This window comes from Bradyrhizobium ingae (assembly GCF_055791185.1).
The window spans coordinates 171,303-187,370 of record NZ_JBVUBB010000005.1; the positions used below are offsets into that span (position 1 = coordinate 171,303).

Annotated in this window: 14 protein-coding genes; 10 read left to right on the plus strand and 4 right to left on the minus strand. The window is 62.0% G+C overall.

What is annotated here, in order from left to right:
* Window positions 1–11: 11 nt before the first annotated feature.
* The 8 genes from ACV1FX_RS09910 (at window position 12) to ACV1FX_RS09945 (ending at window position 9,033) form a co-directional block, all read left to right on the plus strand.
* Window positions 12–1,931: an N-acetylneuraminate synthase family protein gene (locus ACV1FX_RS09910; RefSeq protein WP_473117366.1), complete on the plus strand. Its 1,920-nt coding sequence runs from the start codon at window positions 12–14 to the stop codon at window positions 1,929–1,931.
* The gene (locus ACV1FX_RS09915; protein ID WP_473117367.1) at window positions 1,931–2,620 is read left to right on the plus strand and encodes an acylneuraminate cytidylyltransferase family protein; all 690 of its coding nucleotides are present in this window, start codon (window positions 1,931–1,933) and stop codon (window positions 2,618–2,620) included. The genes ACV1FX_RS09910 and ACV1FX_RS09915 overlap by 1 nt, the downstream gene beginning before the upstream one ends.
* The gene (locus tag ACV1FX_RS09920) at window positions 2,613–3,374 is read left to right on the plus strand and encodes an SDR family oxidoreductase (protein WP_473117368.1); all 762 of its coding nucleotides are present in this window, start codon (window positions 2,613–2,615) and stop codon (window positions 3,372–3,374) included. Before ACV1FX_RS09915 ends, ACV1FX_RS09920 begins: the two co-directional genes overlap by 8 nt.
* Complete coding sequence (locus tag ACV1FX_RS09925; RefSeq protein ID WP_473117369.1) at window positions 3,371–4,219, plus strand: sugar phosphate isomerase/epimerase family protein; 849 nt, start codon at window positions 3,371–3,373, stop codon at window positions 4,217–4,219. Before ACV1FX_RS09920 ends, ACV1FX_RS09925 begins: the two co-directional genes overlap by 4 nt.
* Window positions 4,216–4,977 (plus strand): SDR family NAD(P)-dependent oxidoreductase, encoded by a 762-nt coding sequence (locus ACV1FX_RS09930; RefSeq protein WP_473117370.1) that lies wholly within the window; start codon window positions 4,216–4,218, stop codon window positions 4,975–4,977. Before ACV1FX_RS09925 ends, ACV1FX_RS09930 begins: the two co-directional genes overlap by 4 nt.
* 14 nt (window positions 4,978–4,991) lie before the next feature.
* Window positions 4,992–5,831 (plus strand): SDR family oxidoreductase, encoded by an 840-nt coding sequence (locus ACV1FX_RS09935; RefSeq protein WP_473117371.1) that lies wholly within the window; start codon window positions 4,992–4,994, stop codon window positions 5,829–5,831.
* Window positions 5,825–7,558 (plus strand): hypothetical protein, encoded by a 1,734-nt coding sequence (locus tag ACV1FX_RS09940; protein ID WP_473117372.1) that lies wholly within the window; start codon window positions 5,825–5,827, stop codon window positions 7,556–7,558. Before ACV1FX_RS09935 ends, ACV1FX_RS09940 begins: the two co-directional genes overlap by 7 nt.
* A gap of 125 nt (window positions 7,559–7,683) precedes the next feature.
* The gene (locus ACV1FX_RS09945) at window positions 7,684–9,033 is read left to right on the plus strand and encodes a hypothetical protein (protein ID WP_473117373.1); all 1,350 of its coding nucleotides are present in this window, start codon (window positions 7,684–7,686) and stop codon (window positions 9,031–9,033) included.
* 11 nt (window positions 9,034–9,044) lie between these two features.
* Here ACV1FX_RS09945 and ACV1FX_RS09950 read toward each other — a convergent pair whose 3' ends face one another.
* Genes ACV1FX_RS09950 through rfbF form a run of 4 tightly spaced genes read right to left on the minus strand, consistent with a single transcriptional unit; the run spans window position 9,045 to window position 13,088 of the window.
* The gene (locus ACV1FX_RS09950) at window positions 9,045–9,977 is read right to left on the minus strand and encodes a Gfo/Idh/MocA family oxidoreductase (protein ID WP_473117374.1); all 933 of its coding nucleotides are present in this window, start codon (window positions 9,975–9,977) and stop codon (window positions 9,045–9,047) included.
* Window positions 9,970–11,214 (minus strand): class I SAM-dependent methyltransferase, encoded by a 1,245-nt coding sequence (locus ACV1FX_RS09955; protein ID WP_473117375.1) that lies wholly within the window; start codon window positions 11,212–11,214, stop codon window positions 9,970–9,972. The genes ACV1FX_RS09950 and ACV1FX_RS09955 overlap by 8 nt, the downstream gene beginning before the upstream one ends.
* Before the next feature lie 45 nt (window positions 11,215–11,259).
* Window positions 11,260–12,321 (minus strand): CDP-glucose 4,6-dehydratase, encoded by a 1,062-nt coding sequence (rfbG, locus tag ACV1FX_RS09960; RefSeq protein ID WP_473117376.1) that lies wholly within the window; start codon window positions 12,319–12,321, stop codon window positions 11,260–11,262.
* Window positions 12,318–13,088 (minus strand): glucose-1-phosphate cytidylyltransferase, encoded by a 771-nt coding sequence (gene rfbF, locus ACV1FX_RS09965; RefSeq protein ID WP_473117577.1) that lies wholly within the window; start codon window positions 13,086–13,088, stop codon window positions 12,318–12,320. Before rfbF ends, rfbG begins: the two co-directional genes overlap by 4 nt.
* 236 nt (window positions 13,089–13,324) lie before the next feature.
* On the opposite strand from rfbF, the gene ACV1FX_RS09970 reads away from it, so the two are divergent.
* On the plus strand, window positions 13,325–14,266 hold the full coding sequence (locus ACV1FX_RS09970; RefSeq protein WP_473117377.1) for a glycosyltransferase family 2 protein: 942 nt from the start codon (window positions 13,325–13,327) through the stop codon (window positions 14,264–14,266).
* A 34-nt stretch (window positions 14,267–14,300) separates the two neighbouring features.
* A complete protein-coding gene (locus ACV1FX_RS09975) occupies window positions 14,301–16,019 on the plus strand; it encodes a hypothetical protein (protein WP_473117378.1) in 1,719 nt (572 codons plus the stop codon).
* Window positions 16,020–16,068 lie beyond the last annotated feature (49 nt).

Sequence of the window (16,068 nt, forward strand, 5' to 3'; positions counted from 1 at the left end):
CGAGATTGTCGATGACCTTTGCCCATAAGACCGCCCCGATCCGCATCGGCAACTGTCTCGTCGGCGATGGCGAGCCCTGCTACGTGATCGCCGAGATCGGCAACAACCACAACGGCGATTTCGACCGCGCCATCGCGCTGGTCGATGCAGCCGTGACGGCTGGCGCGGATTGCGCCAAGTTCCAGATGCGCAAGCTCGACGAGGTCTATCGCGCTTCCTCTCTCTCCGGAAAGGATGACGACCTCGCGGTCGAGTACACGCTGGACCTGTTACGCCGCTTCGAGCTGACGACCGAGCAGCAGAAGAAGATCGCCGATTACTGCGCCTCGAAAGGCATTCAATATCTCTGCACGCCCTGGGACGCCAAGAGCGTGGCCGTGCTCGAAGGCTTTGGCGTTGCGGCTTACAAGGTCGCCTCCGCCGACCTCACCAACCTTCCGCTGCTCGCGAAACTGATCGCGACCGGGAAGACGCTGATCGTCTCGACCGGCATGAGCACGACGGACGAGATCAAGACCGCGGCAAAATTCCTCGACGAACGCAAGGCGAGCTATGTGCTCCTGCATTGCCAGAGCACCTATCCGGCAGCGCTGCACAACATCCATCTACGGTTCATGGAGACGCTGCGCGAAATCCATCCGATCGTGGGCTACTCCGGCCATGAACGCGGCACCGCGGTGTCGACGGCGGCGGTAGCACTCGGCGCCGTGGTGATCGAGCGCCACATCACCCTCGACCGCGAGATGGAAGGCCCGGACCATGCTGCAAGCCTCGAGCCGGAGGAATTCAAGGCGCTCGTCGCCGGCATCCGCGAGGTGGAAGCGGCGCGCGGCGAAAAGCTCGCCGAGCGCGCCCTGAGCCAGGGTGAATTGATCAACCGCGAGAATCTCGCCAAAAGCCTCGTAGCCGCGCGCGACATCGCGCCTGGCACCGTCATTTCCGACGATGATATTGCCGTGAAGAGCCCGGGCCAGGGTCTGTCGCCGCTGAAAATGCCCGCGCTGATCGGCAAGGTTCTCAAGCGGAAGATGGCAGCAGACGATTATTTCTTTCAGAGCGACCTCGACGAGGGCGCCGCGAAAGCGCGGCGCTACCGCTTCGACCGCCCGTGGGGTGTCCCGGTGCGCTATCACGACACCGAGCGCTTCCTCGAAATCTGCGAGCCTGACATCATCGAGTTCCACCTCAGCTATAGCGACATGGAGCGCGATCCGGCGGCCTACCTGTCCGGCACCTACGATCTCGGCTTCGTCGTGCACGCGCCGGAGCTGTTCGCCGGCTCCAAGCTGATGGATCTGGCGACGCCCGACGAGACGCTGCGGCGCTACTCGCTCGAGCAGACACAGGCGGTGATCGACATCACCCGCAACCTGAAGAAATTCTTCCCGAAGACGAAGCGCCCGCCAATCGTCGCCAATATCGGCGGCTTCACGATGGACGAGCCGCTGCCGCCGGAAGAGAAGGCCGAACGCTACCGCATCTTTGCGCAGAGCCTGAAGGAGCTGGACATGGAGGGTGTCGAGCTGACGCCGCAGACCATGGCGCCCTTCCCCTGGCATTTCGGCGGACAGCGGCACCAGAACATTTTCATCTTCCCGGAAGAGTCCGCCGCATTCTGCGCCAAACATGATCTGCGGATGTGCGTCGACATCTCCCACACGAAGCTCGCCGCCAATCATTTCGGCTTCGACTTTGCGCAAGGCCTGGCGCAGCTCGGCCCGCACACCGCGCATCTGCATTTCGGCGACGCCAAGGGACTGGACGGCGAAGGTCTCCAGGTCGGCGAAGGCGAAATCGACTTCAACGAGATCGGAAAAGTGCTGCGCGAGCACGCGCCTACCGCTTCTTTCATTCCCGAGATCTGGCAGGGCCACAAAAACATGGGCGAAGGCTTCTGGACGGCGCTCGAGCGGCTCGAGGGGCACATCTGATGGCGCGCAAGACGCTGGCCGTGATCGCCGCGCGTGGCGGCTCCAAGGGTATTCCGCACAAGAACCTGCTCGATCTCTGCGGCAAGCCGCTGATCGCCTGGACAGTCGAACAGGCGCGCGCGGCCCGCGGCGTCGACGTGGTGGCAGTGTCCTCCGACAGCGACCAGATCCTCGCCGCGGCCGAAGCCGCAGGCGCCGTCGGCGTGCGCCGCCCGGACGACATCTCCGGCGATCTCGCCTCGTCCGAATCCGCCTGGCTGCACGCGCTCAATGCGATTGACGAGCGGGCGGGCCGCTTCGAGCGCATCGTCGCGCTCCAGGCGACCTCTCCGATCCGCGAGCCTCGAGATATCGAACAGGCGCTCGATACCTTCGAGCGGAAAAATCTCGACAGCCTGCTCTCGGTCTGCGAAGTCGAGGACTATTTCAACTGGCGGATCGGCACGGGCGGACCGGAGCCGATCAACTACGACTTCCGCAACCGCCGTATGCGGCAGCAGATCGAGAAGCGCTATCTCGAAAACGGCTCGTTCTACGTCCTGATCCCGTCGCTCCTGCGCGAGCAGAACAACCGCCTGGGCGGCAAGATCGGCTTTCACGTCATGGAGCGTCACAAGATGTTCCAGATCGACCGCCCCGAAGACGTCAAGCTCTGCGCCGCGATCATACAGGCTTACGGCTATGCCTGACCTCAACGCCTTCTCGCTTGCTGGCAAGATCGCGGTCGTTACCGGCGCGTCGCGCGGCATCGGGGCTGCGATTGCAGCCGGACTGAAGGATGCCGGCGCCGACGTCTTCGGGCTCAGCCGTTCCGGCACGGCGCCACAGGGCGTGACACCGATCGCTTGCGATCTCGCTGACGATGCCGCGATCGCGCATGCGTTCGGCATTGTCGGCGCGCAGCGCGAAACCATCGACGTGCTGGTCAACGCGGCCGGCATCAGCCTTCCTGCCCAGAGTGCCGAAACCGAACTCGCACGCTTTCGCGTGACGGTCGCGACTGATCTTACCGGCGCCTATGCAACCATTCTCGCCGCTTATCCGCTGATGAAGACGGCCGGCGGCTCGATCATCAACGTCACCAGCATCAATTCAGCGCGTGGCTTTCCGGGCAATCCCGGCTATGTCGCGGCGAAGGCCGGCCTCGCCGGGCTGACGCGCGCGCTTGCGGCTGACTACGCCCCCGACGGCATCCGCGTCAATGCGCTGGCGCCCGGCTACGTCGCGACGGAGATGACCGCAAAGAGCTTTGCCGATCCGGGGATGCATGAAGATCGGCGTCGCCACACCATGCTCGGGCGCTGGGGCCAGCCCGCCGACATGGTCGGCGCGGCCGTGTTTCTGGCATCGCCAGCGTCGGCCTACGTGACCGGCCAGGAACTCTTCGTCGACGGCGGCTGGACGACCAAAGGCCTCGCCATCAGCTCGGACAGACAGTCGTGACCACAACGCTCGAACGCATTGGCTTCATGCAAGGCAGGCTGTCGGCGCTGATCGACGGCAAGATCCAGGCATTCCCTTGGAACGAATGGCGCGACGAGTTTTCGCGCGCGCAAGCCCTGGGCTTGACGCGGATGGAATGGACCATCGACCAGGAGCGGCTGCGCGAAAATCCGCTGATGACCGAAAAGGGTCAGAACGAGATCATCGCATTGTCGCGCGACAACGGCATGCGCATCCCGAGCCTGACCGGCGATTGCTTCATGCAGGCACCGTTCTGGAAGGTTGACGCCGTGGTCCGCGATGCACTGGTCGCCGATCTCGACCTCCTGCTCGCTGCCTGCAACCGGCTCGGCATCGAATTCGTGGTGATCCCGCTGGTCGACAACGGCAAGATCGAGCGCGAAAGCGAGAGCGACACACTCAAGCGCGTGCTGCTCGCCCGCCGTGAGGCGCTCGTTCGGCAGAAGGTCAAGATCGTCTTCGAATCCGATCTGCCGCCGCGCCAGCTCGCCCGGTTCATGGAAGCGTTTCCGGCCGAAATGTTCGGCATCAACTACGACAGCGGCAACAGCGCCTCGCTCGGCTATGACAGCGACGAGGAGATCGCAGCGTACGCGCCGCGCATTCTCAACGTGCATGTGAAGGATCGCATTCGCGGCGGCACCACGGTGCCGCTCGGCGCCGGCAACGCGGATCTCGCCAAGACGATCCGGTTGATCGAGCGTTCCGGCTACAAGGGCCAGTATATCCTGCAAACCGCACGCGCCGCCGACGGCGACCACGCCGGAGCGCTTGCTAGATATCGCGACATGACGATCGGCTGGATCGAGGACGCCGCGCGATGAAGCTCGAGCTGAACGATCGTGTCGCGCTCGTCACCGGCGCCAGCCGGGGGATCGGGCTTGCGATCGCGACGACGCTCGCGTCCGAAGGCGCAAAAGTGGCGCTTGCCGCGCGCGGCTCGGACGCTCTGCATGCGGCGCGAGCAATGATCGCCGGCAGCACGTCGGTTCATGTGGCCGACGTCACCGAGCCGGGCGCCGCGAGCGCGCTGGTGCAGGATGTCGAAAAGCAATGGGGCCGGATCGATGTCCTCGTTTGCAATGTCGGCAGCGGCGCGTCCGTGCCACCCGGCAAGGAAACCGCGGCGGAATGGTCAAGGGTGATGGACCTCAATCTGTTCGCCACGACCAACATGATCGAAGCAGCGCGCCCGTCGATGGCGCGCGGCAGCGGCGACCGCGCCATGATCTGCATCTCCTCGATCGCCGGCATGGCCGCGATCGGTGCGCCCGTCACTTACTACGCCGCAAAGGCTGCGCTAAACGCGACGGTTCGCGGGCTGGCCCGGCCGCTCGCGCTTGAAGGCATCCGCATCAACGCCGTGGCGCCCGGCAACATTCTGGCAGCCGACGGCACCTGGGCGCGCAGGATCGCAGAGAACAAGCCGGCGGTCGACGACATGCTCCAACGCGAGGTAGCGCTGCGCCGGCTCGGCAGACCCGAGGAGATCGCAGATCTCGTCGCATTCCTCGCCTCGCCGCGCGCCGCATTCATCACGGGCAGCGTGATGGTCGCCGATGGCGGCCAGTTGCGGAGCTGAACAGGAGCATTTTCATGGCAAGCCCTTCCTGCCGCTATGACCTGACCGGACGAACCGCGCTGGTGACCGGCGCCGGTGGACTGCTCGGCAGACAGCATGTCGCAGCACTCGCGGAAGCAGGTGCGCGCGTAGTCGTTACCGACGTCGGCTTGGCGCAGGCCGAAGCGGCCGAAGCGACGCTGAAGCAGAACATGCCCGAAGCCGATCTGATGGCGGTCGAGATCAACGTCACGTCGCAGGACTCGGTACGAGCCGCGCACAAACAACTTGCTAGCCGCGGGATCACCGTCGACATCCTCGTCAACAACGCGGCGATCGATCCGAAGGTGACGTCGGCGCCCGGCGTGATGCACTCCTCGCGCTTCGAGGCGTTTCCGGTGCCGCAATGGCAAACCGAAATCGCCGTCGGCCTCACCGGCGCGATGCTGTGCGCCCAGGTGTTCGGCGGCGAGATGGCCAGGCGCGGCCGCGGCGTGATCCTCAACATTGCCTCCGATCTCGGCGTGATCGCGCCGGACCAGCGGCTCTATCGGCAGCCCGGCATCACGCGCGAGGAGGAGCAGCCCGTCAAGCCTGTGACCTACTCCGTGATCAAACACGGCCTGATCGGATTGACAAAATACCTTGCGACCTACTGGGCCGACCACGGCGTCCGCGTCAACGCGATCTCGCCCGGTGGAGTCTTCAACAACCAGGATCCTGCTTTCGTCGAGCGGCTCACACGCCTGATCCCGATGGGCCGCATGGCCGACGTCGACGAATACCGTGCAGCCGTACAATTCCTCTGCTCCGACGCATCGAGCTACATGACCGGGCAGAACCTCGTGATGGATGGCGGGAGAAGCGTGTGGTAGCGGCTGCACCCTTTCGTTCGGCAGCCGACACCGTTGATCGCATGGCCATTGAGGCTCAAGCCGCACGCAACTTCAAATGCCAGGCACTGCTGGTCCTGGCCATGGTCGCCGCCTGGGGACCGGTCATCCTGATCAACCAGGCACTGTGGGATGATTGGGTTCTTCTCGCCTATTCCGATGCCGGCACGTTTTGGGAATTCTTCAAGCAGATGGGACGTCGCGAGCAATATGGGCTGGCAGCTCCCTTTGCCGCGCTTGGTGAACCGCGCGCCTGGATTGTCGCGGCGCTGATCCTGTCCTGCGCACTGCCACCCCTCGTTTACACCATCATCAGGCGAACCACGCAGTGGCCCGCAGCCGACGCGTTCTGGGCGGCGCTCCTGACCGCGCTAGTGCCGCTCAATCAGGCCCGTTTCATTTTGTCGACCATTCCCTACGCGTTCTCGAGCTTCTTCTTCGCGCTCGCGCTCGTCTTGCTGCTACGCGATCTGGATCGCTCCTTCCTTGCGCGGCGCTTTTTGATCGTCCTCCTCCTGGTGATGGCGTTCTCGACCAATTCGTTCCTGGTGATGGCATGGGTCCCGCCGGCAATCGTCACGCTCTCGGCCTGGCGAAAGAGCGACGTTAAATCTTGGTTTACCCGGCGCGCGGGCGCAGCGCTGCGCACCGTGGTCGCCCGGGGCGAGCTACTCCTGCTGCCGCTGGTCTATTGGCCAGCAAAGCAGCTGCTCGAGCCGACCTATGGGCTTTATGCGAACTACAACAAGTTCAGGATGAGTATTCCGGCTGGACTCAAGGAAACGGTGATCACCTTCATCGACCAGTTCAGGGCTGCGCGCACACTCGTCCCGCACCTGTCCGACCTGCCGGATCTCATTGTCGTCGCGGCGATTGCGATCGCCATCCTTGCCATGCTCGCCCGGATCTTTCGCCTCCCGCTGGCGACCAGCGACGATCACCCGGACGATTCACCGCGGCTTGCCGCGGCCCTGACGCTCGCCGCTGCGGCGGCGCTCATCCTCTGCGCACTGTTTCCCTATGTGATGGTCGGCCAGCCGCCCCGCTTCAGCGGGTTATGGGAAACACGCCACCAAACCACGTTGATGCTGGCAAGCGGCTTCGCCATTCTCGCTCTGCTGCGGCTGATCGTGCCACGCCGCTTCCTGTGGCGAGTTGCCGCCGTGATCGGCGCGGTCTTCCTGTTGCTCGATATGTCCTTCACCCAACGCCTACTCTCGGACTCGCGCGAGACCGGCGCGCTGCTCGAGACATTCAAGCAGCATCCGTCGGCGCCGGGAACCATGATGCTGGTCGTGGAGGACGACCGTGAATATCGCGCGCTCGACCGCTTCTTCCCGTTTTATGAACTTTCATTCCTGGTCAACGGCGGAAACAGCGGACCGAACCTTGCAATCTCGAACCGGGAGGTCCTCGATCCGGCGACCGGGAGCTACCCCACATCGGCTATTCCGGCCGTAGTCTCAGCGCTAACACGCCTTTGCGAGAGTCGCCGTTCCGAACCGCAGTATGGTTTCGGAGGCTTCACCTCGAATGGACGGATCGAAACAGCAAGGCTTCTCGTCGACCACAAGCCGCCAGGCTTCCTCGAAACCATCGTTCAGTCGCTTGGCTTCGCTGCGACGCCAGCGGATTCGCTCGTTCGAATAGAGAGAAGCACAGCGCCGATTCCGGGCGCCTGTCGTGGCCCCTGTTGTGAGCCAGGGTGAACCCGGAGCCTCGCGAGCTGAAAAACGCGATCGACCGCACCCAGCACCTTTGCTAAGGCGGGGTCGCGTTCCGCCGCTGAGCGATCCAGACCAGGACAGCAACGAGTTGTCGAAGATTTGTGAATGTGAGCGAAAAAGCCGTGGATGAGAGGATCGATGCGGCCACATCGCGGCTGCGCAGTTTTTCGCGTCGCGTCGATTATCGCGCCGTGCTGCTTGTCATCATGGCCGTGGGCACGATCGTGCTCGCCTGGCTGTTGCTTGATGTCATGCTCAGGCAGCCTTTCGAGCCGAACGATGACCTGATCTGGTTCACCAAATTACGGAAGCAAAGTTTTTGGGAGCTTCCGCTTTCAGCCGCTTGGATGCTGTCGAGCCCCTTCTACCGGCCGGTGGCGGAGATTTTTCTGAAGGGCCTCTATTTGATTTTCGGTATGGATCTCTCCGCCTATCGTGCGGTGCAGTTCGCTTGCTTTGTGCTCCTGATGTCGCTCGGCTATATCGCCATCCGGCAACTACGCTTGCCCTGGGAGGCTTCGCTTGTGCTGGTGAGCTTCAGCCTCGGCTCGCCTTTCCTGTTGGGCTCCATCATCTGGATCAGCGAGTTACCGCACGTCCTTGTTGTCATCTGCTTTGCGACCAGCCTGACCGTGGTCCTGTCCAATTTGTCAGACAACACCAAGCTGGCACTTTGCGCGCTGGCCTTTGCTGTGGCGGTGCTTTCGAAAGAAAACGGTCTGGCGCTCGTGGTGTTCTATCTATTTTTCATGCGCCACGCGCCTGTCCGCGCGGCCCTGGTCTTTGGAGGCATCACGGTCGGCTATCTGTTGTTGCGCGCGCTTGTGCTGGGCCCCTCGATCGGAGCCGGCGGCGTCAACGAATCAGTGGGTTACTTCTTCGACTATCTCTCGCACGAGCAGCGGCAGGCCATGTTTCCCGGGCACGCCGTCTTCAGGCTCTATGTGTACAATGTGGTAGCGCAACTCGCGGCCCTCCTGTTCCGCGCAGCCCAATGGGGCATTCTCACCTCGCACGTGAGCTACCAGGTCGTTGTGCACACCATCTCGACCGTCCTGATCGTCGTCGGATTGGCCGTCCGCATGCGACGGCGGGATGTTCCGATCTGGCTCGTTATCATCGTGCTGGCGATCCTCGGCGGCACACTGTTCTCGTATTCCTACGCACGCGACCGTCACCTTGCGTTGCCAGCCTTCGCATATGGCATCCTACTGATCGTGTGCTGCCACGAAATCGGGCAGTGGGTTCGGTCCCGATCGGTAACCACAGCCTTGCTTTTGAGCGTCTGGGCCGGATGGACCATCATCGCTTACAAAAACATCGTCACAATCCCTGCTTCTTCACTCGAGGTAGTTGAGAAGAGCTATCGGCCCTATCCCGAGGTTCAAAATCCAAAGGTTGACGCCGACATCTGGACGGCCGCTCGCGAAGGGGCTTTGAAACTCGCCAATCGCTAGCCGGGAACCCGCTAACGAGGCTGCGATTTCTCCTCAGCGCACGCCCAGAGGCGGACAATCGCCTGCTGGCGCTTTGCATGTCCTACATCCGGTTCATCGAACGAGCGGCATAACCGGCTGAGCACATCGACGCGCGGATCTCGAACATTCACGTTGGCTGGCTTTGTCTGGGAGAACGGATCCGGCTGATCGACAATGCGCTCGTCGCCCTGCCTCGGGCGCCGCACAGTGATCCTGAAGCAGGGTTCCTTCGCGCGTGTTCCTATGTTCAGTGTAACCGGGCACAAAGCGTCTCCGATGAAGGTCGCTTTCCACTCCGCTGTCTCCGCATCCGAGGGCCCGGAGAGCGCCGACGTCGAGATGGCGTCGTAACCAAGCTCGGCAAGTAGCGCGATCAGGTGAATACCGTAGAAGCGGAGCGCCCCGCCTCCGGTGACATCGAACCGCTTCCAGTTGTCGAGATTGGCTCGATAATGATGAGCGAGGAAAGTCCATTCGAGAGAGACGGCTTCGACACCCGAACCGAGGGTGACGCGGAGCCGCTCGACCCAAGGGAGAAAGCGGAAGGTGTAGCCGACGCGGTAGCGCTTGCCGGCCCGCTCCAATTCGGCAAGCAGGGAGGCCGCATGCTGCGGCGTTGGCGCGACCGGCTTTTCCAGGATGAGCTCGCGGATCTCAGGCATGCGAGCGAGCCGCGGAATCCAGTCGGCTTGGTCGGCGGGGCGAAGCGCGATGACGACCCCGCGCGCACGCGCCAAAGCCTCCTCCCTGCTTGCGCACCAGATCACCTCCGGCACGTATTGGGCAAGCTCACTCCTGCCGCCGACCACCGCGCGGTACCGATCCGGCAGCGCCACCTTCATCCCGCACTCGATCAACGCGGGAAGATACCCGTACATCCCGAAGCCCGATCCGAGGATCGTGAAGACGGGGGCCTCAGGCATGGAAATCGTCGGCGCCGAGCACGTCGATCACCGGTCCCCGGTATCCGTTGTCGGAAAGATACTGGCGAATTTCGCGCGAGATATGCCAGGCGAGATTGAGCAGCGGCTTACTCTGGTCGCCATGCGCAAACAACTCATCGTCCGAGACGATCGGGATGCGGGTACCTGGCACATAATGCCCGATCTTGATCGAACCCGGCTTCTCGTGGACCGCGACGATCTCCTTCTCGCTCAGGCCGAGCAGCTTGACCAAAATGGCGGCGCGGCCCGGAAACGCCTTGGCGCGAATCGGGCCGTGCGCCGCGATGATTGTCTTCAGCTCCTGCCCCTTGCGCGCCTTCCAGAGATCCACGTCTCGCGCGAGCTGGGCAAACTCGCCCTGGAAATTGTTTTCGCGGGCAACGACGTCAGCCGCGACGGCGTCGCTGGCCTTCGTCGCGCGCCCGAGGATGATGCGAATGTTGCCGCCATAGCGCGCAGGAAATTCGACATTGACGATGTCGAGGCCGAGCGACTTAGCAATGTAGCTGAACGATTTGTACGAGTAGGTGCGCGGGTGCTCGTGATAGAAAGTATCGAACTGGTGCCGATCAAGCACCGCACCGAGATAGTGGTTCTCGATCACGACTGCCGTGTCCGGCCCGAGCAGCGTCTTCAGCGCCGCCAGCACGCCCTTCAGATCCTCGATATGGGCAAAGACGTTCGTGAAGGTGACGATGTCGGGCGTCCCGACGCCGCATCGGATCTCCGCAGCTGTTTCCGTGCTGAGATAGTTCTGCACCACGAAATGGCCCTTGGCGGCAGCGTCCTGGGCCGCGCCCGTCGGCTCGATGCCAGCCGTATTCGCGCCCGCCTCGCGGAAGAAGTCCAGGAGGCTGCCGTCATTGCAGCCGATGTCGAGCACGACCTTGCCAGTCAGCGGCCCCATGCGCTCTGCGCATGTCGCCACGAGCCCGCGCATGCCTGAGAGCACATCGGCCGTGAAGCGCGAACGATAATGATAGTCCTTGGGAAACAGGTCCTCTTTCGGTACCTGGAAGCGCTGATGACCGGTGGCACAGGTCGGACAGAAATCGATCTTGATCGGGTATTCGCGGCACTGGCGAGAATCACCGACTGTCACCAGGTCGTCACAGAGCGGATGCAGGCCGAGATCGAGTACTGGCACAAGCTCTGCATTACCGCAGACCTCGCAGCCTTTGATCTCGGTGAGCGGTCTCGTCGACGTGGTCGCCATCATATCGGTTCCGGTTTGCGGCCCGTTCGGGCCGGGAAAAATAAGTTAGTCGCGCCGCGCATTCATGAAAGCGTTGATCTGGTCAATCATCACCGGCTTGACCGCAGCGCCACGCTCGAACGCCTTGTACCATTCCACCACGGCCGCGGCAGCCTGTTCCAGGTCCCAGCGCGGCGACCAGCCGAGTTGGGCCCGCGCCTTAGAGCTGTCGAGCGCCAGGAGGCACGCCTCGTGCGGATGCTGTCCGGGCTGCGGCATCTGCTGCGGCGGAACGCCCCAGAGGACGGCGATGCGATCGACGAGCCAGCGCACCGAGCGGACGCTGTCGGGATCGGGGCCGAAATTCCACTCGCTGGAGAATGCGGCCGCGTCCTGCCAGAGATGCTCAGCGAGCAAAAGATAGCCTGACAACGGCTCGAGCACGTGTTGCCAAGGGCGCACCGAGTCGGGATTGCGCACGGGCACGGGCTTCCGATCGCGGATCGCCGCGATCACGTCAGGGATCAGCCGATCCTGAGCCCAGTCGCCGCCACCGATCACATTGCCCGCCCTCGCGCTGGCAAAGCCGATTCGGTCGGCTCCGCTGAAGAAGGATGACCGATAGGCCGCGGTGACCAGCTCGGCGCAGGCCTTGCTGTTCGAATAGGGATCCTTGCCCCCTAGCGCGTCGGCCTCACGGTAACCCCAGACCCACTCCTTGTTGTCGTAGCACTTGTCGCTAGTGACGTTGACCAGCACACGCACGCCGGATTCCCGCGCCGCCTCGAAGACATGCACGGTGCCCATGACGTTGGTGGCGTAGGTCCCGACCGGGTCCTCGTAGGATGCGCGAACGATCGCCTGCGCAGCCATGTGAAACACGATCTCCGGCTGGAAACTGCCGAATGCCGCCTTGACGGCCGCGAGGTCGCGAATGTCACCGAAGACGGAGCCGACGTCCTGCGCGGTCTTTGTCAGGTCGAATAGGTTCGGCGCGGTCGCAGGGGACAGCGCAAACCCTGCCACGTCAGCACCAACATGGCGCAACCATGCCACCAGCCAACCGCCTTTGAAGCCGGTATGACCGGTGACGAGAACGCGCTTACCCTGCCAGAAGTTGGGGTTCATTGCCAACGCTTCCAGGGTGCCTGGCCGCCGTCCCAGAGCTGCTCCAGGTGCATCTTGTCCCGCAGCGTATCCATGGCCTCCCAGAAGCCTGTGTGCCGGTACGCCGCGAGCTGCCCGTCCCGGGACAAATGCTTCAGCGGCTCCTGTTCCCAGATCGTGGCGTCGTCGCGCAGGTAATCGAAGATCGCAGGCTCCAGCACGAAGAAACCGCCATTGATCCACCGGCCGTCGCCCCGCGGCTTCTCCTCGAAATGCTGGACGACGTCGTGGTCGATATCGAGCGCACCAAAACGGGCCGGCGGCTGAATCGCGGTGACTGTCGCATGAAGGCCGTGGGTACGATGAAAGGCCCGAAGCGCTGCGATGTCGACGTCGGCGAGCCCGTCGCCATAGGTCATGCAGAACGTCTCGTTGCCGACATAATCCTTGACGCGCTTGAGGCGGCCGCCGGTCATCGTGTTGAGACCGGTGTCGACCAGCGTCACCTTCCAGTGCTCGGCGAACTTGTTGTGCACTTCCATCGAATTGGTGGCGAGGTCGAACGTTACGTCCGCCATGTGCAGGAAGTAGTTCGCGAAATACTCCTTGATGACGTAGGATTTGTAGCCGCAGCAGATGATGAACTCGTTGATGTCATAGGACGAGAATATCTTCATGATGTGCCACAGGATCGGCTTGCCGCCGATCTCGATCATTGGCTTCGGCTTGACGTGGCTCTCCTCGGTGATGCGGGTCCCGAAACCACCTGCCAAAATCACCGCCTTCATGCTCATACTCGCTCCGGGAAAACGTCACATCAGACCGATTAGGCCTGTCTTGTCAACATGATCCGGCCTCCCCGCGCCTGTTCCGGCAGCGGTTGAAGTTGCCGATCTACCTGCTAAAGAAACGATCGAACGATGGCAACCCCACTACAGGCGAGCCAACCACCTCAGGCGGCTGCCATCCGCCCGATTCGGCCCACGGGTGACTGATCTCCCTCGATGGACCTCCTGGAGGATTGATGCGGAAAAAGATCAGCCTTGTCACCCCCTGTTACAACGAAGAGGCGGGAATCCGCGAGTGCTACGCGACCGTCAAGGCGATTATGGACGCGGAGCTTCCAGACTATGACCGCGAGCACATCTTTTGCGACAATGCCTCGACCGACCGGACGGTGGAGATCCTCAAGGAAATCGCGGCCGAGGATCCGTCGGTCAAGGTGATCGTGAATGCCCGGAACTTCGGCGTCCTGCGGAACACCTACAATGGCGTTCTGGCATCAACAGGTGATGCCACCGTGCTATTCCTGCCGGCCGATTTGCAGGACCCGCCGTCGCTGATCCCGACCTTCGTCAAGCATTGGGAACAGGGCTACGAGATCGTGTTCGGCATCAGGGCACGGCGCGAGGAGCCGCTGCTGAGCCGCACCGCGCGCCACCTCTACTACAAAATGATCAGCCGGATGTCCTATGTCGACTATCCCGCCGACGTCGGCGACTACCAGCTCGTCGACCGCAAGGTGCTCGACGCCATGAAGCAGTTCGAGGACGTCCAGCCCTTCATGCGAATGATGCCGTTCGAATGCGGATTCCGCTCCATCGGCGTTCCCTACACCTGGCTCGCGCGAAAACACGGGCTGTCGCGTAACCGGCTGTCGAGCCTGATCGACCAGGGACTGCTCGGCGCGATCAGCTTCTCGACGGTTCCACTGCGCACGGCGTTCTTCTTTGGGCTCATCATCTCGTCGCTCAGCTTTGCCTATGCGTTCGTCGTGCTGCTGCTCAAACTCGCGGGCTTCGACATCGGACCGCGGGGTATTCCGACGATCGTCATCGGCCTGTTCTTCTTTGGCGGCGTACAGCTGTTTTTCCTCGGCGTGCTAGGCGAATACATCGTGGCGATCTTCAACCAGGTCCGGCGCCGACCAATCGTGGTGGAGCGCGAGCGGGTCAATTTTGACTGAAATCGGGTCAAATGTGCGGTTGGCGCGATATCCCATGGACGACACATTGACGCGGACGGCGCTTCACCTCGAGGAGACTTCTGTCCAAGCGAGCGCTTACTCGCGGCCGAAAGACGCGCTTTTCCTTGTCTGCGCGCTGTTGATCGTGCACGCTCCCCTCGCCTTGAACAATGGCCTATACGGCGACGACTGGTTGATGTTCGAGATCAAGCCTGGTTATCAGACGATGATCTCGTTTCTGCTTCATGGCGCCGGGCACCCGATCACCTACCTTTACTGCGCGCTGGCCAACTTCAGCGGTTATCCCACTGCCTTTATGAATGCGCTTGCGTTGGCAGGCATCGCGATCGGCGCGGTGAGTCTGTACTCTTTTCTTACGCGACTGAGGATTCTCAGCGACTTCGAGACGCTGATTGTCGTTTTCTTCGTCTGGAGTTATGCCGGTTTCCGCGACTGGGCGACCAAGATTACCTCCGCCTACATCTTTAGCTTCGCGTTGCTCTGTCTCGGGCTCAACCTGTTTGCCATCATCGCGAGCTCCCGCCGCCCGCGCATCGGCTTGCGTCTCGCCTGTTTGGTTGCGATCTTCTGCAGCTTCGCGGTCAACTCTATGATCTTGGTCTACTACGCCGGCGTGTTGGCTGGCCTCTGCTTGCTCACGCCGGAAGCCGGCTGCAAGCGACCAACAATGAGCAACCTGATCCGACCGACTGTGCGATTCGCGGACTGCCTCGCAATACCTTTTATTTATTGGATCTCGACCAACTATTTCTTTCCCAAGATTGGTCCGTATCACGATTACTATCTAATTCGGATTCCCATTTTTGGTGAGGCGCTGTCGCAGTTGCTGCAGTTCCTGCGTTGGGGCATTTACGAACCGGCACTTGACGCTCTCCATTTGGCCGCGCGATCGGCCTGGGTTGCCAGCGTGTCCCTTCTTGCCGGCATAGGGTTTGTGGTCTTGGCGGCACGGCACGGCACGGCTATCAGGAACCATTCGCAGAAATTACCCGCTGCCCTGATGTGGCCCTTGGTGGCGGGCGTCATGCTGTTCATCATTTGCGCGCTGCCGTACATCAGCGTCGGCATTGCACCAACGGGGCATTTCTACGAATCCAGACACCTCCTTCTGTTTGGCCTTCCTGTCGGGTTCATCGTCATCTGGGTCCTCCGCACCGTTCAGTCTGCCTCCAACAGGGCCGCAAGCTATGTTGTCTGCGCGTTGATCCTTTCGGCCAACCTTTGCTCGCTATGGAACAGCTATTTCCTGCAGCAAGCCCGGTGGATTCGGCAATCGGCAATGATCGACCAACTCGGGCGAGATTATCGTGAGCCGCCTGCGGCGGTATTCAATCTGGCCGATGGCTTCCTCGATTTCCCCGATCATACCTATTATGGAATTACGGAGATAACCGGCGGCCTACACCTTGCCTGGGACAATCGACCGCTTTTTGGGTTTACCGGCCGAAACGAGCGCCCGACCATTCTACGGGAAATCGACGAAGCCATGCACATGGAGGGGTCTGCGTTTCGCAATATGGATCTGCGCGGTCCCCAGGCAACTATTGAATTTGTTCCGAAGTCGCCAATTCTGGCCGGTCACGAGTTGTCATTCCACTATTATTATTGCTTAATTCGTCACTGCGAGTGGAAGACATTCCTTGACGGGGTGGCCAGCACGACTGTTCGCGCCGGTCCGATCCCGAGCGTCGCACCACTTGACCAGAAGGCTTCGATGCGTTCGAGCGGATAGCGCTTCCGCGCCTTCACACAAACTATTTCTATACCGGCACAGAAGCAGA

Excerpts from the sequence above, each read along its gene's own strand:
- ACV1FX_RS09910 (WP_473117366.1), top strand. The coding sequence starts at position 12 with ATGACCTTTGCCCATAAGACCGCCCCGATCCGCATCGGCAACTGTCTC.
- ACV1FX_RS09915 (WP_473117367.1), top strand. The coding sequence starts at position 1,931 with ATGGCGCGCAAGACGCTGGCCGTGATCGCCGCGCGTGGCGGCTCCAAG.
- ACV1FX_RS09920 (WP_473117368.1), top strand. The coding sequence starts at position 2,613 with ATGCCTGACCTCAACGCCTTCTCGCTTGCTGGCAAGATCGCGGTCGTT.
- ACV1FX_RS09930 (WP_473117370.1), top strand. The coding sequence starts at position 4,216 with ATGAAGCTCGAGCTGAACGATCGTGTCGCGCTCGTCACCGGCGCCAGC.
- ACV1FX_RS09935 (WP_473117371.1), top strand. The coding sequence starts at position 4,992 with ATGGCAAGCCCTTCCTGCCGCTATGACCTGACCGGACGAACCGCGCTG.
- ACV1FX_RS09950 (WP_473117374.1), bottom strand. The coding sequence starts at position 9,977 with ATGCCTGAGGCCCCCGTCTTCACGATCCTCGGATCGGGCTTCGGGATG.
- ACV1FX_RS09955 (WP_473117375.1), bottom strand. The coding sequence starts at position 11,214 with ATGGCGACCACGTCGACGAGACCGCTCACCGAGATCAAAGGCTGCGAG.
- rfbG (WP_473117376.1), bottom strand. The coding sequence starts at position 12,321 with ATGAACCCCAACTTCTGGCAGGGTAAGCGCGTTCTCGTCACCGGTCAT.
- rfbF (WP_473117577.1), bottom strand. The coding sequence starts at position 13,088 with ATGAAGGCGGTGATTTTGGCAGGTGGTTTCGGGACCCGCATCACCGAG.
- ACV1FX_RS09970 (WP_473117377.1), top strand. The coding sequence starts at position 13,325 with ATGCGGAAAAAGATCAGCCTTGTCACCCCCTGTTACAACGAAGAGGCG.
- ACV1FX_RS09975 (WP_473117378.1), top strand. The coding sequence starts at position 14,301 with ATGGACGACACATTGACGCGGACGGCGCTTCACCTCGAGGAGACTTCT.